At 57.0% G+C, this 17,595-nt stretch carries 19 protein-coding genes and 1 tRNA gene; 9 read left to right on the plus strand and 11 right to left on the minus strand.

The genetic code is table 11. From position 1 onward, the window contains the following. Positions 1–11: 11 nt before the first annotated feature. From ACJ8PE_RS18615 to ACJ8PE_RS18635, 5 genes are all read left to right on the plus strand, one after another. Positions 12–707 (plus strand): fimbrial biogenesis chaperone, encoded by a 696-nt coding sequence (locus ACJ8PE_RS18615; RefSeq protein WP_197792744.1) that lies wholly within the window; start codon positions 12–14, stop codon positions 705–707. 14 nt (positions 708–721) lie between these two features. Continuing rightward, complete coding sequence (locus ACJ8PE_RS18620) at positions 722–3,217, plus strand: fimbria/pilus outer membrane usher protein (RefSeq protein ID WP_197792746.1); 2,496 nt, start codon at positions 722–724, stop codon at positions 3,215–3,217. 15 nt (positions 3,218–3,232) lie between these two features. Beyond that, positions 3,233–4,297: a fimbrial protein gene (locus tag ACJ8PE_RS18625; RefSeq protein WP_197761155.1), complete on the plus strand. Its 1,065-nt coding sequence runs from the start codon at positions 3,233–3,235 to the stop codon at positions 4,295–4,297. Between the two features lie 136 nt (positions 4,298–4,433). Beyond that, positions 4,434–4,958 (plus strand): hypothetical protein, encoded by a 525-nt coding sequence (locus ACJ8PE_RS18630; protein ID WP_049866670.1) that lies wholly within the window; start codon positions 4,434–4,436, stop codon positions 4,956–4,958. Positions 4,959–5,049: 91 nt separating this feature from the next. Beyond that, positions 5,050–5,565, plus strand: a complete 516-nt coding sequence (locus tag ACJ8PE_RS18635; protein ID WP_080280843.1) for a response regulator transcription factor — start codon at positions 5,050–5,052, stop codon at positions 5,563–5,565. Between the two features lie 73 nt (positions 5,566–5,638). Here the strand turns inward: ACJ8PE_RS18635 and ACJ8PE_RS18640 are convergent, their stop codons facing one another. The 4 genes from ACJ8PE_RS18640 to ACJ8PE_RS18655 form a co-directional block, all read right to left on the minus strand. Then, a complete protein-coding gene (locus ACJ8PE_RS18640; protein WP_033650698.1) occupies positions 5,639–6,439 on the minus strand; it encodes a DNA/RNA non-specific endonuclease in 801 nt (266 codons plus the stop codon). Between the two features lie 188 nt (positions 6,440–6,627). Beyond that, positions 6,628–6,942: a hypothetical protein gene (locus tag ACJ8PE_RS18645; protein WP_016928271.1), complete on the minus strand. Its 315-nt coding sequence runs from the start codon at positions 6,940–6,942 to the stop codon at positions 6,628–6,630. Between the two features lie 236 nt (positions 6,943–7,178). Further along, positions 7,179–7,778 (minus strand): NAD(P)H:quinone oxidoreductase, encoded by a 600-nt coding sequence (wrbA, locus tag ACJ8PE_RS18650; protein WP_033650699.1) that lies wholly within the window; start codon positions 7,776–7,778, stop codon positions 7,179–7,181. A 78-nt stretch (positions 7,779–7,856) separates the two neighbouring features. Further along, entirely contained in the window at positions 7,857–8,474 is a 618-nt protein-coding gene (locus ACJ8PE_RS18655) for a LysE family translocator (RefSeq protein ID WP_197792748.1), read from the minus strand. Between the two features lie 68 nt (positions 8,475–8,542). Here ACJ8PE_RS18655 and ACJ8PE_RS18660 point away from each other — a divergent pair, with 68 nt between their 5' ends. Beyond that, positions 8,543–9,466, plus strand: a complete 924-nt coding sequence (locus ACJ8PE_RS18660) for a LysR family transcriptional regulator (RefSeq protein WP_033642608.1) — start codon at positions 8,543–8,545, stop codon at positions 9,464–9,466. Here ACJ8PE_RS18660 and ACJ8PE_RS18665 read toward each other — a convergent pair. Beyond that, on the minus strand, positions 9,450–9,920 hold the full coding sequence (locus ACJ8PE_RS18665) for a helix-turn-helix domain-containing protein (protein WP_197792749.1): 471 nt from the start codon (positions 9,918–9,920) through the stop codon (positions 9,450–9,452). The two genes, ACJ8PE_RS18660 and ACJ8PE_RS18665, sit on opposite strands and share 17 nt — an antisense overlap. Positions 9,921–10,037: 117 nt before the next feature. Further along, on the minus strand, positions 10,038–10,613 hold the full coding sequence (locus ACJ8PE_RS18670) for a helix-turn-helix domain-containing protein (protein ID WP_197792751.1): 576 nt from the start codon (positions 10,611–10,613) through the stop codon (positions 10,038–10,040). Between the two features lie 67 nt (positions 10,614–10,680). Here ACJ8PE_RS18670 and ACJ8PE_RS18675 point away from each other — a divergent pair, with 67 nt between their 5' ends. Then, positions 10,681–11,604: a DMT family transporter gene (locus ACJ8PE_RS18675; protein ID WP_033642612.1), complete on the plus strand. Its 924-nt coding sequence runs from the start codon at positions 10,681–10,683 to the stop codon at positions 11,602–11,604. A gap of 50 nt (positions 11,605–11,654) precedes the next feature. Here ACJ8PE_RS18675 and cycA read toward each other — a convergent pair whose 3' ends face one another. Beyond that, positions 11,655–13,055, minus strand: a complete 1,401-nt coding sequence (gene cycA / locus ACJ8PE_RS18680; RefSeq protein WP_033642613.1) for a D-serine/D-alanine/glycine transporter — start codon at positions 13,053–13,055, stop codon at positions 11,655–11,657. Between the two features lie 350 nt (positions 13,056–13,405). Between cycA and ACJ8PE_RS18685 the strand changes: the two genes are divergently transcribed. Next, positions 13,406–13,481: transfer RNA gene (locus tag ACJ8PE_RS18685), tRNA-Arg, on the plus strand. A gap of 220 nt (positions 13,482–13,701) precedes the next feature. Here ACJ8PE_RS18685 and ACJ8PE_RS18690 read toward each other — a convergent pair. Both ACJ8PE_RS18690 and ACJ8PE_RS18695 read right to left on the minus strand, forming a co-directional pair. Then, complete coding sequence (locus ACJ8PE_RS18690) at positions 13,702–14,205, minus strand: DedA family protein (protein ID WP_197761143.1); 504 nt, start codon at positions 14,203–14,205, stop codon at positions 13,702–13,704. A gap of 74 nt (positions 14,206–14,279) precedes the next feature. Next, positions 14,280–15,593: an MFS transporter gene (locus ACJ8PE_RS18695; RefSeq protein WP_046686798.1), complete on the minus strand. Its 1,314-nt coding sequence runs from the start codon at positions 15,591–15,593 to the stop codon at positions 14,280–14,282. 384 nt (positions 15,594–15,977) lie between these two features. On the opposite strand from ACJ8PE_RS18695, the gene ACJ8PE_RS18700 reads away from it, so the two are divergent. Further along, a complete protein-coding gene (locus tag ACJ8PE_RS18700; protein WP_197792753.1) occupies positions 15,978–16,280 on the plus strand; it encodes a putative quinol monooxygenase in 303 nt (100 codons plus the stop codon). A gap of 111 nt (positions 16,281–16,391) precedes the next feature. Here ACJ8PE_RS18700 and ACJ8PE_RS18705 read toward each other — a convergent pair whose 3' ends face one another. Together ACJ8PE_RS18705 and ACJ8PE_RS18710 are read right to left on the minus strand one after the other, a co-directional pair. After that, positions 16,392–16,961, minus strand: a complete 570-nt coding sequence (locus ACJ8PE_RS18705) for a hypothetical protein (protein ID WP_226772991.1) — start codon at positions 16,959–16,961, stop codon at positions 16,392–16,394. Further along, positions 16,936–17,502 carry a GNAT family N-acetyltransferase gene (locus tag ACJ8PE_RS18710; RefSeq protein WP_197761142.1) on the minus strand — a complete coding sequence of 189 codons (567 nt, stop codon included), beginning with the start codon at positions 17,500–17,502 and terminating at the stop codon, positions 16,936–16,938. Before ACJ8PE_RS18710 ends, ACJ8PE_RS18705 begins: the two co-directional genes overlap by 26 nt. Positions 17,503–17,595: the final 93 nt, after the last annotated feature.

Genomic DNA, 17,595 nt, shown 5'->3' on the forward strand with positions numbered 1-17,595 from the left:
CTGGGGTGACTATGAAACAGTGCTTAATCTTTGCTGGATTGTTTCTCAGCAGCTTTTGCGCCGATGCCAATATTGTAATTAATGGAACGCGCGTTATTTATCCGGAAAAAAACAAGGATGTTATCGTTCAGTTAGTCAACAATGGTGACGATCCGGCACTGGTGCAGGCATGGATTGATGACGGTGATATAAATTCGACGCCTGAAACGGCAAACGTGCCGTTCTTGTTATCCCCGCCGGTTGTGAAAGTTGCCGGAAATAATGGCCAGCAATTACGCATACAAAAAATGAACGCGGCGCTTCCCGGCGATCGTGAGTCGATATTTTATTTGAATGTGCTGGATATCCCGCCTACGCCGGAGAATTTGCAGGGCGTCAACACGCTGCAATTAGCCATCAAATCGCGCATCAAGCTATTTTATCGCCCGACAGGGTTAACCGGCAGTGTCAATAACATCACAGACTTCATTGAACTCCAGGCGGCGGGGAAGGGATTTAAGGTTATCAACAAAGGCCCTTACTATTTTACGTTGGCTAATGTTGATCAGAAAGGCAAAAAGAATCTGTTGGTCGATTCAGTGATGGTCGGGCCATATTCCAGCCTCTTTGCCCCGACCAAAGTTGGCGTGAGCCGGAATATTCCCTACACCCTGCTCTATATCGACGACCTGGGGGCTTATAAATCTAAAGCCATTACAGCCCGCTAACGTGAAGAACGGCCATGAAGCTTAAACTAAAATTGCTTTCGATACTGACCGCATCTGTATTCATACCGTTAAATAAAGCATCGGCGATGAAATTCGACACTTCTTTATTGGCCGGCGCGTCCAGCGAATCCGATCTGTCGCGTTTTTACCTCAATAATGACATGCCGGCAGGCACGCAAACGGTCGACGTGTATGTCAACCAGAGTTGGAAAGGGCGGTTCTCGTTGCAGTTCGGCGAACATAAAGGCGATATTCGCATCGCCCATCGTGACGCCGCCCTGTTGGGCATCGATATGAGTCGTTTGTCCATCGGGATGGACAAGGGGCCGATCCCCGTCCAAACGTTGGTGCAAGGAGGAAGGGCGGACTTCGATGTGGGGACGTTGAGCCTTAAGCTGACGGTGCCCCAGTCGCGAGTGATTCGCGCAGAGGCCGGCTATGTTGACGCCAAATTTTGGGATCGCGGCGTGCCTGCGTTGCTGCTGGCCTATAACGCCACCTATTACCACGTGCAGTCGTTGCAGGGCGACAAGGCGTCAAACGACGATTTCTATACCGGTTTGGAATCGGGGGTCAATCTGGCGGGTTGGCAATTCAGAGACAGCAGCAATTTCCGCAGCAGTTCGCGGCAAGGCAGCGATTGGCAAAATAATACTCGCTATGTGCAGCGTGGCTTCGCCGCCATCAAATCGAACCTGACGATGGGCGATTTCTATTCGCCGGGTGATTTGTTCGACTCGATTCGGGTGCGGGGCGGCGCTTTAGCCTCGGATATCAACATGCGGCCCAATTCGCAGCAGGGCTTTTCGCCGATAGTACGGGGCGTGGCGCAGAGCAATGCCCTGGTGAAAGTATTGCAAAACGGCAACCTCATCTATCAGGAGAACGTGCCGCCGGGCGCCTTTACGCTGGACAATATATTGCCGACCGGTTCTGCGGGGGATCTGTTGGTCGTGGTCAGGGAAGCCGACGGGCGGGAACAATCCTTTACCGTGCCGTTTTCCGCCGTTCCCAACATGTTGAAGCAGGGCGTCAGCAAATATGGCCTGGTTGCCGGTAAGGTCAATCAGGCGGATACCGACTATGCGCCCGCTTTCGTGCAGGGCACGCTGCAGTACGGCTTCAATAATCTGGTCACCGGTTACGCCGGTACGATCCTCAGCGAGGACTATCGCGCCTGGCTGCTGGGCAGTGGCTGGAATCTGCCGTTCGGCGCGGTATCCGTCGATGTGACTCAGGCCTCGACGCATTTGCAGGATCGCAATGAGAATGGGCAAAGTTTTCGGATCGCCTACAGCAAGTTTTTGGACGCTACCGCAACCAACTTCACGCTGGCGGCATACCGTTATTCGACCAAAGGTTATTACAGTTTCAACGATGCCATCTACACCCATCAAGGCTACCGCGAGCGTGACAAGCGCTTTCACGATTATTGGAACGATCGGGATGACGATGAGCTTGCCCCGCTGGATTTGAATACCTGGGATGCCGTTCGCGCCGCTCGTCCGCGCAATACCTTCAATTTGAACCTGAATCAGAGGCTCGCAGACGGGTGGGGCACGCTCTATTTCTCCGGCACCCAGCGCGACTATTGGTCGGATACGAATAAAAGCCGGGAATACCAGCTCGGGTATTCAAATGCCTTCGCGCGCGTCAGTTACAACATTTCCGCGAGTCGCGTGAGAAATTCCGATCGCAAAGAAGAGATGCGGTTTTATCTCTCTTTGAGCGTGCCGTTGTCGATGTTCGACAACAATGCCTATCTCAGCACCAGCTTATCCGCCACCGATTCGCACTATCAGCAAAGCTCGCTGAGCCTGAGCGGCAATGCGCTGGAATCAAACCGTCTGAGTTATGCGCTTGCCGGCAGCAATCAAAGCGGCGGCAACAGCATGGCGAGCGTGAATGCCGCCTATCGCGCCAACGCGACGACCGTTGGCGGCTCCTACAGTGAATCATCAGACTATCGACAGTTGGGCATGAGCGCCCGAGGCAGCCTGGTGGCGATCCCTTGGCATTTGCTGGCGTCCAACGAAATGGGCAACACCATGATGGTGGTGGACGCGCCCAAGGCCAAAGGGCTGATGGTGAACGGCGACGAGAGCATCGTCACTAACGACGAAGGGCTGGCTTTGGTGCCTTACGCCACGCCTTACCGGCAAAACTCCGTGACATTGTCGGATACCGGCAACAGTTCCGGCGCCGAGATCGTCGGCAATATCGCCAACAGCGTGCCCTATGCCGGCGCCGTCAACTATTTGAGATTCGAAACCGATCGGCGTCGGCCTTATACGCTGCGCGCCTTTAAGCGCGGCAATAAGCCCCTGCCATTTGGTGCGGAGGTGGCGGATCAAAGCGGGCATGCCATTGGCTTCGTCGGGCAGGCCAGCGTCCTGTATCTGCGGGTGGAGCAGCAGCCAACGTCACTGGAGGTCAGGCTGAATGACGGTGTCTGCAAGATTGAACGCCCGAAAATCTCGATGGACAGCGCAGCCAACACATGTCGATAAAAGGATAATTACACCATGCTCAGGATACTCGCACTGACCCTGTCCCTGTTGTTCAGCGGTTACAGTTACGCTTCATGCTACGGCAACGGCATTCAATATGCGCCGCCTATCTACGTCGATTTGTCGGATAAGCTCAGCGATAAAACCCCGGTCTGGGAAGGCAGTTTTTATACGCAATACAGCGGTTCATTCAGTTGTTCAACCTCGAGCAGCGAATTCGGCTATACGCGCATCCTGTCAACCGACAGCACAAAGGCGACCATTCTGGGATTCAACAACGGTAAATATTGGATACGCGCTGAAATAACCAACGACATCGCCAACAAAAAACTTAGCGGTTGGGGATCGCACTCCGCTTCGGAATTGAATCAGCCGATGAATATTCGTTTCAGTCTGGTCAGCAAGACGGGCACATCGATACCCGGCGACACGGTTAGCCTTAAGGACGTGATGTTCGTGACCGATCTGAGCGGGATGTCCTTGCTGGAGATCATTTTGTGGCCCGCCAAGCAGTTGGTGAAGATCTTGACCTGGCTGCTCAACGGTTTCAATTGGCCTTACGATCAGCGCGATATGTACGGGCAGCCGATGACCATCAAGTATGCGCCCAAGATGACGACCTGCACTTTCGACAATGCCGGCCTGGCGGTGAAGTTGCCGACGCTGGGGATATCGCAGATTACTCAGGGGGCGCAAAATGGCCTGACGCCCTTTACGCTGAATTTCAGCTGCCAGAATCGGCAAAGTGGCGGCACGGCCGATCGGGATATCAATATGTTTTTATCCAGCAATAATCTGTTGTCTTCGGATAATACGGTTTTGATTGATAAAAGCGCTGAGGCGGCAAAAGGCATTGGCATCCGGCTGGTCAAGACGGCTACGCCGAATAATCCCGTCACGCTGTCGCTTTCCAGCGTGACGCCAGGCGCGGCGACTTCATTATTTCATGTGGGAACCGGCAATGCCTTGGATGCACAATTTTCCATCGGCATGGCGGCCTATTATTATCCTTACAGCCCCACCGCAATGAGCAGCGGGGGAATTAACACATCGGCTACGCTTAACATTATATATAAATAATTCTTTTGTTATTTTTAATAATAAAAAACAGGTTGCCACATATAAGAAAAATCTTAACATGGTAATTGGTGGCGAATATTATTTGCTTGAATAATATTGGTGTTTAATCCGGATCTCTATGTTGAGGATGAATTGTATGACGGAACAAATCCAGATCGGTGTCAAAGTGGAAAAATCGCTAAAAGATGAGGTTGACGTCATTCTTCGCGGTTTGGATATTAAGCCGACGACGGCGATAAATGGGCTTTATCAATATATCTCGCAGCATGGAGAGCTCCCTTTTGTCATATCAACCAGCGTGAAAACACCGAAGGATATCGCCGGCGGGTTGTTCAAGAACCTGTTTTCCTTACAAAGCACGCTCAGCGTTTTCCTGGATAAAGTGCAAATGAAGCGGTGTGTCAGCAGGGAGGAAGTATTGATTGTGCTCGATATATTGCGCGACTTTATCGTTGGTTTTCGCCAAAGCGCGCAATATCTCGGCGCTTCGCCTTTCGGTCGGCGCGTAGTTTGGAAGGATGCCGTATGTGCCGTCGAGAGTATTCATGAAATTCTAGATAATAACGTGAAATACAGTGAAGATGGCATTATGAATTTGGATGAAAAATATCTCTCATCGCTGTCCGCATTGCTGATCTCATTATGTTCTTCACTTAAGTAAGTCGGACCAATAAAGTTAATTGACATGACTGCCATGGGGGCGTTGTTAAAAACGCGCCCATGACAAATAGCAATGGGGTGATCCTGTGCGAGTGGCTATATTTTCTGATGATTACTATTTATTCTATGGCATATCGCAGATCTTAATGTCGTTGGAGGGCGTTGAAGTTATGGGGCTGCATTCATCTGCACGCCGTGGATTACATGCCATGTATTGTCATGCAGAAGTGGTCATCGTCTCTTTCTCGTCTATCTGTCGGGTTATGAATTTCTTATCGCATATTATCGACAGGCCTGACAATACGATCGTCTTAACCGGCGTGGAAACGCCGCGACTGGCGAATTTTAACTGTCTGAAAAAAAACATTGGTCTTACGACGTTCGTTGAGGCAATAAAAATGTTCACCGCGAGCTGCAAAGGGCAGAGCCTGTCGCCGCGCGAGCTTTCGGTGTTGGCCATGCTGCTGGCGGGAAAACCGAATACCGGCGTCGCTAAGGCGTTGGGCATTTCCGAGAAAACCGTCAGCCAGCATAAAATGAACGCCATGCGTAAATTGGAAATCGAACGTTTTCACCAATTTATTGTTGCGGCGGATGAGCGAGTGTAAGCGTGATGCCGTTGGCGGAGTGAGCGCCGTCTGATGCCCGAGTAAAATAAACCCGCCGAAGCGGGTTTTTCCGTCAGTTTTTGCAGCCCATCAACTCCGGCAGAACGCCGGGCTTGTTCTTCAGCGAAGCCTGTACGTCGTCAGGCAGACCAGCCCAGATGATCAGGCCGGTGCGTTTCTCGATCTCGTCCACCGTCACGCGGAATTGGCAAAAATCGGCGCCCTTCGGCGTGTTTTGATCGAACAGGAAAGCGGCATAGTGGTTCACCGCCGGGCTGTTGTTGATGAAAATCACCTTCCAGTAGGCGCTGGGGATGGTGTGCGCTTTCTGGGTGCCCGGCAGTTTGCCCATATCGCGTTCATACAGCGGCCCGGTCACGGTATAGACCGAAGAGATGTCCGCGCGATCGATAAGCTTGCGCTCCTGATCTTCCAGCCGCGCCCAGGCGCCCTGGTTCAGGTCGGACTTTTGCGGCGTGATGTTGGACAGGTAGTTCAGCGATTCCCAGTCGGAAACGCCGGCCAACGAGGCCAGCGGCGCCTGATGGCCGCGATCGACCTTCAGCGCCGCGTTGGCGCCGGTGTAATCGGCAGGGGCCAGGGTATCTGCCGGATTGAGCGCCGGGTCGGTTTTCCAGTTGCGCGTCTTGCCGCTGGCCGGCGTGTCTTTGGTGATGTGATAGGCTACCCAGTTGGCGAATTTGGTGGTGCTGTTATTGTTCAACGTATAAGCATGACGCACGATCGACACATTGCTGCTGCCGCCGGTCGGGCAGCCAACCGCGCAGTTGTCGATAGATTCGAGCGTCTCGGCCGACGCCTGTGCGGCGAACAGCAGGGCGGCCAGGGCCAACATCTTGTTGTTAAAGCGCATATTCATATCCTCAATAAGTTAAAAAATACTGTATGTATTTACAGTAAATTAAACTTATCGCAGTGAAACGAATACAACAATGCAACACATTCATGTTGTGAATGTGTCAGTCATGGTACAGCGATACCGCACGTTAAAGTCGGCAGAAATAAAAACGGCGTCCAACAGACGCCGTTTCAAAAGGGGGGTTATTCCAGCAGGTCGTTGACCGTGCGGCGAACGTAGTGCGTCATCTGCGCCAGATCGTCCGGTGATACCGGCCCGCCGCCGGCGCGCACCACCTGCTGCTCAATTTGGGCGATCTCTTGCTCGACCTTGTTGGCGATCTGCACTTTGACTATCTTGTCCACCGAAGACAGCAGCACCTTCAATACCACTTTCAACGCGATGTTTTCGCAGAACGAGTCGTAGTGATGAACCGGCGGCGGCGGGGCCGGAGCCGGCTCGGGCGCGCGCGGAGCCAGAGCTTTGAAGCTGTCTACATTTTCAATAATAAGATCCATGTCTCTTATTAGTTCATCAAAATCTTTAGACACTGACTTATTCCCTTCGCTGTGCGCAAAAAACAGAACGCCCGTCCTCGGGCTGAAAGCCGATGAGCGACGGGCAGAACGAATTCGGGCCTGGCCTTCAGACGCTGAATGGCCGGGGGAGGGGCATTCTAACCTTGCGGCGGGTCGGCAACAAGATGGGGCCGTGCGAATGCGCGGCCCTTTGAATCACGGGTGCAGGAGGGCGATTAACTTTTCAGCTTGGCGGTGATTTTCGCCACGTGCTCGCCCTGATAGCGGGCAATGGTCAGCTCTTCGTTGCTCGGCTGTCGCGAACCGTCGGCGCCGGCGATGGTGGTCGCGCCATAGGGGGTGCCCCCGCGCACCTGCGAAACGTCAAACAGCTCCGGCGTCGCATAGCCGATCGGCACGATGATGAAGCCGTGGTGCGCCAGCGTGGTCCAGGTCGAACTGATGGTTTGCTCCTGGCCGCCGCCGGTGCCGGTGGAGGAGAAGACGCTGCCCACTTTGCCGTACAGCGCGCCGGAAGCCCACAGGCCGCCGGTCTGATCGAGGAAGGTGCGCATCTGTCCGGCCATGTTGCCGAAGCGGGTCGGCGTACCGAAGATAATGCCATCATAGTCCGCCAGCTCTTGCGGGGTGGCGACCGGCGCCTGCTGGTGTTGCTTGCCCCCGGCCTTGGCGAAGGCTTCCGGCGTCATGGTTTCCGGCACGCGTTTGACCGTCACGTCCACGTTATCGACCCGATTCGCCCCTTCGGCCACCGCCTGCGCCAGGCGTTCGATGTGGCCGTACATTGAGTAATAAAGCACCAACAGTTTCGTCATGTTTCGTACTCCCGCTCAGATGATTAACAAAAACCCCTGATAAGCATAGAAGCGAATGACGAACTTGGCGTCGCGGCGTTACCTGATGCCGGCGATCGCCAACAGGGCGCCAAAGACAATCAGCAGCCCGCCAAAGGTGCGATCGATGCCGCGGCGCAAACGCAAAAAGCGCGCATTGACGCCCGGCGCGGAAAACAGCAGCGCGACGGCGGCGAACCAGAATACATGGACGGCGGCGATAAAGAGGCCATAGCCGATCTGTACGCCGAGCGCGGTGTGGGGAGAGACCACCTGCATGAACAAACTGACGATGAAGATGGTGGTTTTCGGATTTAACGCGTTGGTGAGAAAGCCGGTTTTCAGGGCGGCGAGATCGCTGATGGCGGCCGGCGTCGTGGTGGGCGCAGCGTCGTGATGGGTTGCGTTGGGCAGCAGCGTAAAGCCGAGGTAGATCAGGTAGGCGGCGCCGATGCCTTTGAGCAGGTTAAACAACCAGGGCGACTGTTGGATCAACACGCCGACGCCAATCAGCGTATAGCTGACATGGATCAGTACGCCGGCGCCAATGCCGCAGGCGGTGAAGATGCCGGCGCGGCGGGAGAGCAGCAGGCTGTTGCGCGAGACCATGGCGAAATCCGGCCCGGGGCTGATTACAGCGAGTAAAGTAATGGTGACGACAGCGATGAGTTCAGTCATAGTTATCCTTGCGATGTTTATCAATAGAGTGACTGATTTATAAGAGTAATTTTTCTCGGTGACAAACGATGAATAGTGACGATATCGGTGAGAAAAACTCACGCAATAGAGCCAGGCCATTGCCGTTGGGCGGGCTGCGCTGTTTCGAGGCCGCCGCGCGGCTGGAAAGTTTCACCCAGGCGGCGCAGGGGCTGAATTTGACGCATGGCGCCATCAGCCGGGCGGTGAGGGCGCTGGAAGAGGAATTGGGCGTGGCGTTGTTTGAGCGCCGCCATAGGCGAGTACTGCTCACGGCGGCGGGCCGCAAGCTGTTTCAGGCGACACAGCAGGCCTTCGGCATTTTGGACCATACCGCACTGGAGCTGCGCCAGCAGGCGCTCAATGCGCCGCTGATCTTGTCCTGTGAACCGACCTTATTGATGCGTTGGCTGATCCCGCGTTTGCCGGCTTTTCAGCGGGCGCACCCGGACATCAACTTACAGCTGGTGGCGGGCGGCGGTCCGTTTTCGTTCCATGACGGCATCACGGCGGCGATCCGGCGCAATGACTTCGATTGGGGAAAGCAGGCGCATAGCCTGGCGCTGTTCAATGAAAAGGTCGGGCCGGTGTGCCAACCCGAGGCGCTGACGAGGCTGACGGCCTCTGTGGACGGACGGCGGCTTTTGCTGCCGGGCGCCAAACTGCTGCATGCCGCGACCCGGCCGGATGCCTGGCGGCACTGGGCGCATCAGCAGGGGGTGACATTGGCGGGGCATCCGGAACAGCGCTTTGACCATTTCTATTTCAGCCTGCAGGCCGCGGTAGCCGGCCTTGGTATCGCAATCGGCCCATGGCTGCAGGTGCGAGACGATCTGGCCGCCGGCTTGTTGAGCGCGCCGTTCGGTTTTACGCCCGATGGCAGCGGCTATTACCTGCTGTCGCCGCAGCCTATCGTGCCGGGCAGCGCGTTGGCCCGGCTGGCCGAGTGGCTAACGCTCACGGCAGGCGCCTGAGTTTTTGCGCCAGCCGCTGTTCCTGCCAGCGGCTGAAGACGTTGCGCAGCAGCAGGGTGCGCACCGCCCGCATGATCAGCGCGAGGCTCATGCCGCCGATCGCCCACAGCGACCAGAGATATTGCGGATGGGTAAACCAGTTGATGGCGAACAACATCACGCCAATCACGGCGAAACGTACCGCCATGCTCAGCAGTTTGCCTTCTGCCGCGACCTGGCGACGAATGCGCTGTTCGTCAGGCGTCTCCTCCTCCATTGCCTGTTGCGGCTGCGCATTGAGATCGCTGACCTGCACGCCCAGCGCGGCGGCGATTGCGGTCAAGGTTTCCAGGCTGGCCTGTTCGCCGTTTTCAATCCGCTGTACGGTGCGGGTGCTGAGGCCGGCGATGGCCGCCAACTGCTCCTGCGACCAGCCTTTTTCCAGGCGTAATGGTCTGATGCGGTACTTTTGCATGGTGCACTCCCGAGTTCGCTGTCACTGTCATCCAGTGTAGGAGGCGCGGGGTAGCGGCGCCACGACAGCGGCACGACAGCGACACGACATCCGCCGCCGGCGCGGGCCGGCGGGCAGTCAGAAGGCGACGTTGCGGATAAAGCGCAGCGGGAGATCGCCGTGGTTGGCGTAAGCGTAGCGCTGATCGCTGTTGAAGGTTTGCGTGGCGCCGGCGCTGAGCGTCAGCGTGCCTTGTTCCAGTTCCAGCGTCAGGGTGCCGGCAATCACGTAGATGATTTCGCTCCAGCCTTCGGCGTCCGGCGCCGAGTCGTAGCGCTCGCCCGGCATCAGCGTCCATTCCCACAGCTCGGCCCGTTGGCTTGCCGGCACGCTGGCGGCAAACAGCGCCTGGCTGCCCGGCTGTGCGCCTTGCCAGGCCAACTCGCCTACCAGATGGCTGCCGCGAGCCTCTGGCGCCTGAATCAGATCGGTGAACGAAATCGCCAGGGCGGCGGCGAGCTTGTCGAGCACCGCCAGACTGACGTTGCGATCGCCGGCCTCGATGCCCGCCAGCATGCGGCGGCTGACGCCGGAAAGTTCGGCCAGCGCCATCTGGCTCAGGCCCGCCTGTTGGCGGTAGCCGCGCAGATTGCTGCTCAGGTACTGCAGCACTTTGGGGGGATCGGTTTTCGCGTTATGCGCCGTATTGCTCATCGCCGGACTTTATCTCATACTGGCAGGATCTGTGCATTATATTGCACTCAGCAGGAAGGGCAAGCCGGTGTCAGCAGCAAAAAAATCCTTTATTTCCGCCGTGGTTCCGCAAATCAGGTTGCCGGAAGCGGTGTTGATTTTCATCACCATGATCTGGGGCGGCACCTTTTTGGCCGTGCATCACGCGATGCAAGTCAGCGGGCCGTTCTTTTTCGTCGGTCTGCGTTTCGCCACCGCCACGCTGGCGTTGACGCTGTTTTCGCTGCGCGTGCTGCGCGGCCTGACCTTGTATGAACTGAAGGCGGGCGTACTGATCGGGCTGGCGATCATGTTCGGCTACAGCATGCAAACCGTCGGTCTGCAGACGATTACCAGCAGCCAATCGGCGTTCATCACCGCCATGTACGTGCCGATCGTGCCGCTGTTGCAATGGCTGGTGCTGGGGCGGTTCCCCGGCATCATGTCGTGGATCGGTATTCTACTGGCCTTTACCGGCCTGATGCTGCTGGCGGCGCCGAGCAGCACGGACATGTCGCTGAGCCTCGGCGAAATTCTGACGCTGGCCGGCACGTTGGGCATGGCGGCAGAGATCATTCTGATCGGCGCCTTTGCCGGCAAGGTGAATATCCGCCGGGTGACCATTGTGCAGCTGGCGACCGCCTCGCTGGCCTCATTTTTGATGATGGCGCCGACCGGCGAATCGCCGCCGCCGTATTCGGATTACCTGCTGTACAGCGCCATTGGGCTGGGGCTGGCCAGCGCGTTGATTCAGCTGACCATGAACTGGGCGCAGCGCAGCGTTTCACCCACGCGCGCTACGGTGATCTACGCCGGCGAACCGGTCTGGGCGGGCATCGTCGGGCGGCTCGCCGGTGAGCGTTTGCCGGGCGTGGCGTTGTTGGGGGGCGCGTTGATTGTGATCGGGGTGGTGGTCAGCGAGCTGCGCGTACGGCGCAAGGGGAAAGCGGCGGTGGCGACGGAAGCGGATTAGCGCAAAGGCAAGAAAGATCAAAGGGGCGGAGATATCCGCCCCTTTTTGCATCACGCGGTTTTCTTCTTGCGCAGGAACACGTAAGACAGGCCGAGCAGGATGAACCACAGCGGGGTGACGATCAGCGCCTGGCGGGTGTCTTCGCGCAGCGACAACAGCACTAACACGAACACGAAGAACGCCATGCACACCCAGCACATCAGTTTGCCGGCCGGCATTTTGTAGATCGATTTCTGGTGCAGCGCCGGGCGCCGTTTGCGGTAGACCAGATACGAACACAGGATGATGGTCCAGACGAACATGAACAGAATCGCCGACACGGTGGTCACCAGGGTGAAGACCGTCATCACGTTCGGGATCAGGTAAATCAGCACCACGCCGCCCAGCAGGCAGATGCAGGAGAAGGTGAGGCCGTTGGCCGGCACCGCGCGCTTGGACAGGTTGGCGAACGATTTCGGCGCGTCGCCTTCCTGCGCCAGCCCGAACAGCATGCGGCTGGTGGAGAATACCCCACTGTTGGCGGAGGAGGCGGCGGAGGTCAACACCACGAAGTTGATCACGCTGGCCGCGGCCGGCAGGCCAATCAGCACGAACAATTCAACGAACGGGCTCTTGTCCGGTACCACGGAGCTCCACGGCGTTACCGACATGATGACGATCAGGGCGAACACGTAGAACATGATGATGCGGATCGGAATCGAGTTGATGGCGCGCGGCAGTGACTTCTCCGGATCTTTGGTTTCCGCCGCGGTGGTGCCTACCAGCTCAATGCCGACGAAGGCGAATACCGCGATCTGGAAGCCGGCGAAGAAACCGCTGATGCCTTTCGGGAACATGCCGCCGTCATTCCACAGATGGGTGAACGAGGCTACGGTACCGGTTGGCGACTGGAACTGCATGGCGATCATCACCAACCCGGCGACAATCAGCCCGACGATGGCGACGATTTTGATCATCGCAAACCAAAACTCCATTTCACCGAACATCTTCACCGTCGCCAGATTAAGGCCGAGCAGCAACAGCACGCACAGCAGCGAAGCGATCCACTGCGACAGTTCAGGGAACCAGAACTGGGCATAGGCGGTGATCGCCACGACGTCGGCGATGCCGGTGACCACCCAGCAGAACCAGTAGGTCCAGCCGGTGAAGAAGCCGGCCCACGGGCCGAGCAGATCCGCGGCGAAATCGCTGAACGATTTGTATTCCAGGTTGGACAGCAGCAGCTCGCCCATGGCGCGCATCACGAAGAACAGCATAAAGCCGATGATCATGTACACGAAGATGATCGAAGGGCCTGCCAGGCTGATGGTTTTACCGGAGCCCATAAACAGACCGGTGCCGATGGCGCCGCCGATGGCGATCAGTTGAATATGTCGGTTAGTGAGGTTTCGCCGTAGATGATCTTCTGAAGCGGGCGTCGCGTCAGTCGCTATTTTAGAGTGATCTACCATCTGATGATGTCCTGTTTTACCTGTCATTAGTGAAGTCGTGAGCTCTGAAGTGGCTCTTTTTTATACATTTATCCGGTTGGTCCGGCTTTAGTAAGGTAGTGCAATAACGCCACCTTTGTGCAACATGTTTACAACATTTATACGCGGGATAAAAGTCGATCAATCTTTACACGAGAGGAGGCAAATCGGACGTTCAGGGAGCGGAAGATTACTCTTCAAACGGTGGGATTAACAGACCTTATGCGGCTTATCTCGTTGATTAAACAAAGGGTTGTAAAATTCGCATGAGAAAAAGTAATGGGTGTAAGCGTTTGACAGCGAGGGTGACAAGAAGGGCGATTTATCTCGTTGGGCCGTTAGCTCAGGCGGTAGAGCCGTTGACGCCTAATCAACGAGACAGAGGTTCGCCCCCTGTACGGCCCGCCAACCAAATCAGCGTGTTACGCTCAGACATTTCTTTGATCGTGCCCTCATGGCGCCGTTTTAAGCGCGTATTCTGCAAAAAAATTCGCATTTTTCGACTGATGTTCAGAAAGGTGATCTGGCGCAAACTGCGATGTTGCACCGTACTTTATACGGCAAGGGAGGCTGTGCGCTGGCGCAACGTCGGCGCAGGGATGGGGCATTTGCCCAAGAATCTTTCAGGTCAAGAAACGGGGAACACATGCGCGGCCGACATCAAGAGCAGTGCCCAAACGGCGGCTGAGAGTGCGGCGGTGGCATAGACGTGCCTCGCCGGCAGTTGCAGCATGCCGGCCATCAGCGGCACGGTGTAACGCATCACCGCCAGAAAACGCGAGGCGAACAGCAGCGGCAGCCCGCGCTTTTGCAAGGAACGTTGCGCTTTGCGCAGTGGGGCGTGAAAGCGTGCCGGCAGCCGGCGGCCAAGATCGCGACGGCAGAGCAGTGCGCCGCAGTGGAAAGACAGGATTGAGCCCAACGCCGCGCCAAGGGCGATGGCCGCCCAAACCGCGCCGATCGGCAGCGCATGTTTGCCCGCAAGGATGCCCATCAGCAGCGTCACCGAGGCAGGCGGCAGGACGGAGGACACCACGATCACGGATTTTCCCAGCGCGAACAGGAAAATCAGCAGCAGCAACATCTCCGGTTCCGGGCTGTATTTGGCGAGAATGTGCGTCAATTCATCCATTTAACACCTGTGGGCGAGAGGGCTGACTGTCAGTGTCCCATCCGCAGGTTCAATAATGGCTAAATAACGCGTCGCTATCCGGTTATCTCTGCGTCTTGCTTGCGTGCCTCAGCATGCCGATGTCTGAGCGCCCCTAACAGCACGGCGCACAGCAGTGAAAAGGCGGCCAGCACCAGCGGCCCGGCATGTGGGCTGTGAAAACGCTGTTCCGCCTCAGTGCGGATCAGCGGGGCTAAAAAGCTGAATGCGGCGCCGAGCGTGGTGCAAAAACCGATGCCGGCCGCCAGCGCCGGACCGGTGAGCAGCTGAGCGGGAAACGTCCAGAAAATGGGTTGTACCGCCAGAAAACTGACTGCGCAACAGCTCAGGGCGACGATAGCGAGCAACGGGCCGGCATAGGAAGAGACGACCAACCCCAGCGCTGCCGCGACCATGCAGCCAACGGCGATCGGCAATCTTCTGGCGGTTTTTCTGTCGGCATAGCGCGGCAGGAAATAGACGCCAAGCGCGGAGCATGCCCAGGGAATGGCGGCTACCAACGAGGCCTTGAAGCCGAGATGGGTGCCCATCAGCGAGGCGATCTGCGACGGCAGAAAAAACATCAGGCCGTATACGCCGATTTGCAGGGTGCCGTAGATCAACGCCAGATGCCAAACTTTGCCGCTTCTCATCGCCGCTTTAACGCTGCTGGTTTCGGTGCGCTGCTGTTCAGCGGCCAGCTGTGTGACCAGCGCATTACGTTCTTCCTCGGTGAGAAAGCGGGCCTGCCCTGGGCTATCGTCGAGATAGAAAAAGGCGAAGACGCCGAGGACGACGGCCGGCAACCCTTCCAGCACGAACATCCAGAACCAGCCGGGCTTGCCCAACACGCCGTGCATCTCCAGCAAGGCCCCCGACAGCGGTGAGCCGAGCGTCAGGGCCGCCGGTACGCCAAGCACGAAAATGCCAATGACCGAGGCGCGCACCTTATTGGGAAAATAGATCGACGCCAGCAGCAGGATGCCGGGGTAAAAGCCGGCTTCGGCGATCCCCAGCAGAAAGCGCAGGACAATAAATTGCTGCTCGTTGGCCACCAGCCCGGTACAGGCCGACAATGCCCCCCACAGCGCGGTGGTGGCGCTGAGCCAGCGTTTGGCGCCCCAGCGATTCATCAACAGGTTGGCCGGAATGCCGAACAGCGCATAGGCGGCAAAGAATATCCCCGCGCCCAGTGCAAAGGCGGATTGCGACAGCGCGATATCGATGGCCATCGCGTCTTTGGCAAAGCCGACGTTGACCCTGTCGATAAACGCGATGAAGTACATGGCGAACATCAATGGCACCAGTCTGCGCCAGGTTTTGCGGATGGCGGCGTTGAGCGCTGGAGCGGCATAGGTGGCGTGATTCACTGGCGGTAACCTCTCTTCTGAGAATGATAAGCGTCGGTCATAAGGACCGTCCTGGCGCCGTGGCCCATCATGCGGCGATGACATGGCTTTTCTGCGTGAGCCTTAAAGGTCTAAAGGACTAATGGTCAGGCCTTTAGGGGCGAAAAAAACGCCGCGTATTGCGTCGGCATATCGGTACAGATATCACCATGGTGAATGGTGTGTTGCCTTTTTGTTAATTGAAAGTTCACACAGGGCCAGGAGGCGTTCAAGCGCTTTGATCGAGATCTGTGTGCGCTATCACCGAATTGGGAACCCGAGGACCGACACTGGAGAGTGGCGCTTTCATCTCGCGAGGGAGGGCGATAAGGTGAAGCACGGCACAACAGAACGCAGGAGCGCAACATGCTGAAGGTCATTGCTGAAGATTTCATTCACCCGGAACACATTGACACCGTTATACCGTGGTATCGCGAGCTGGTGGAGAAAACCCGGCAGGAGCCGCTGTGCATCAGTTATGAACTGTGCATCGACCAGCAGGATCCCGGGCACTTTATTTTTATCGAAAGCTGGCCGGATCGCGCGGCTCTCGAAGTGCATTGCCAGACCGAGCATTTCACCCGGCTGGTGCCGCAGATCAATCAGTATCAGCGCAAGCCTTGCACCTTCCTGTTTATGCAGGCGTTCCCTGAAACAGGCGATAAATAGGCGAAAAAATCCCCGCAGGGGGCGGGGTCAATGGCTTCTCAACACTATCTTGTTGTGATTAAAAAATAGGCTGATAATGATTTTCATTCTCTAAGAATGCTCTTAAATTAATCAATCTGGTGAATGATTCGCCGTCTGCTTTTCGCTGGCGGTTTTAATGGCGCGCAGCATGCGGCGTCTTATCAACCCACTCACCAGGCGAATCGCATACCAGTAGGGGGTAAACCGCCGCCGGCTGGCGCTGTCGGGGCAGAAGATGCGCGTTTCCGTTACCAGACGGCAGCGCCCACCCTCCAGCGGGCTCGCGGCATACCCCAGCGCCAGTTTGGCGACGCCGGGCTGAGCGAAGGCCTGAAAGTCAGCCCCGTCAGCGACCTTCACCAAACCGTATTCGGCCTGCCAAAACCGGCCGATCAGGCCATAGACCAACGCGGTTTCATCCTGCTCAAGCAGGCAAAAGTTATGCAGGCCAAACGGCGGAGGACGAGGCTTATCGCGTGGCATCAGCCGCGCGGGCAATTCGCGCAGCGCTATCATGCTGCGGAAAAAACGATCGCGCTTGGGATCGTAAGCGGCCACGGCGTCCAACACCCGCGATTGCGGCGCGGTGATGACGATCGTATGCCGCTCAGAGAACTGGTATTGCCCAAGGTATTTATTCAACAGCGTCATGTTGTTCATGCTCCCGCCATTCGCTTTGCAGCAGGGCGAAACCGAATTCATCGCCCCATGCGCCTTTGAAAAACACGTTTTGCCGCCAACAGGCCTCACGGCGAAAGCCCAGCTTACTGAACAACGCGGCGGCGCGAAGATTACGCGCGTCCACCACGGCGGTAATGCGGTGTTTCGCCAGCGGCCCGAACAGCAGGGCGATGACGGCGCTTAGCGCCTCGCGCGCCTGTCCTTGCCGCTGATGAACCGGATCGAAGGTCACGCCCAGTTCAGCCTGACGCCCTTCATCGAAAAAATGCACCGCGACATCGCCCAGCAACGCGCCGTCCTCGCGGCGCTCGACCGCCAGTTGAAACCAGGTGTCATCACGGTTGAACGCGAGCCGCTGTTGCTGTGCGAAAAAGGCCTGCGCCTGTGCGGCGCTGTAGTCGCTCCAGCTCTGGTAGCGCGCCACGTCAGGATGGTTGCGGTAGGCGGTAAAGTGGGGCAGATCGACGGCGGTGAACGGGCGCAAGATCAGTCTGGGGGTCAGCAGAGGCAAGTGGCGCATTATTTTTCCTTATCAGCGCATGAGGGCTACCGGCAGTGTAGCCCAGCGCCGAGAGGCGGGCTGCGTAAAATGAGCTGTGGCGGGGAGGCGCAG

The sequence above is a fragment of the Serratia sp. CY74737 genome, from assembly GCF_052166775.1.
Taxonomy (GTDB): Bacteria; Pseudomonadota; Gammaproteobacteria; order Enterobacterales; family Enterobacteriaceae; genus Serratia; species Serratia ureilytica.

Bases quoted from the DNA above. Each gene is read 5' to 3' on its own strand.
- ACJ8PE_RS18670 (WP_197792751.1), bottom strand. From the start codon at position 10,613: ATGAGCAATACGGCGCATAACGCGAAAACCGATCCCCCCAAAGTGCTG.
- ACJ8PE_RS18620 (WP_197792746.1), top strand. From the start codon at position 722: ATGAAGCTTAAACTAAAATTGCTTTCGATACTGACCGCATCTGTATTC.
- ACJ8PE_RS18640 (WP_033650698.1), bottom strand. From the start codon at position 6,439: ATGCGCTTTAACAACAAGATGTTGGCCCTGGCCGCCCTGCTGTTCGCC.
- cycA (WP_033642613.1), bottom strand. From the start codon at position 13,055: ATGGTAGATCACTCTAAAATAGCGACTGACGCGACGCCCGCTTCAGAA.
- wrbA (WP_033650699.1), bottom strand. From the start codon at position 7,778: ATGACGAAACTGTTGGTGCTTTATTACTCAATGTACGGCCACATCGAA.
- ACJ8PE_RS18655 (WP_197792748.1), bottom strand. From the start codon at position 8,474: ATGACTGAACTCATCGCTGTCGTCACCATTACTTTACTCGCTGTAATC.
- ACJ8PE_RS18665 (WP_197792749.1), bottom strand. From the start codon at position 9,920: ATGCAAAAGTACCGCATCAGACCATTACGCCTGGAAAAAGGCTGGTCG.
- ACJ8PE_RS18660 (WP_033642608.1), top strand. From the start codon at position 8,543: ATGAATAGTGACGATATCGGTGAGAAAAACTCACGCAATAGAGCCAGG.
- ACJ8PE_RS18700 (WP_197792753.1), top strand. From the start codon at position 15,978: ATGCTGAAGGTCATTGCTGAAGATTTCATTCACCCGGAACACATTGAC.
- ACJ8PE_RS18630 (WP_049866670.1), top strand. From the start codon at position 4,434: ATGACGGAACAAATCCAGATCGGTGTCAAAGTGGAAAAATCGCTAAAA.
- ACJ8PE_RS18645 (WP_016928271.1), bottom strand. From the start codon at position 6,942: ATGGATCTTATTATTGAAAATGTAGACAGCTTCAAAGCTCTGGCTCCG.
- ACJ8PE_RS18710 (WP_197761142.1), bottom strand. From the start codon at position 17,502: ATGCGCCACTTGCCTCTGCTGACCCCCAGACTGATCTTGCGCCCGTTC.
- ACJ8PE_RS18615 (WP_197792744.1), top strand. From the start codon at position 12: ATGAAACAGTGCTTAATCTTTGCTGGATTGTTTCTCAGCAGCTTTTGC.
- ACJ8PE_RS18705 (WP_226772991.1), bottom strand. From the start codon at position 16,961: ATGAACAACATGACGCTGTTGAATAAATACCTTGGGCAATACCAGTTC.
- ACJ8PE_RS18625 (WP_197761155.1), top strand. From the start codon at position 3,233: ATGCTCAGGATACTCGCACTGACCCTGTCCCTGTTGTTCAGCGGTTAC.
- ACJ8PE_RS18690 (WP_197761143.1), bottom strand. From the start codon at position 14,205: ATGGATGAATTGACGCACATTCTCGCCAAATACAGCCCGGAACCGGAG.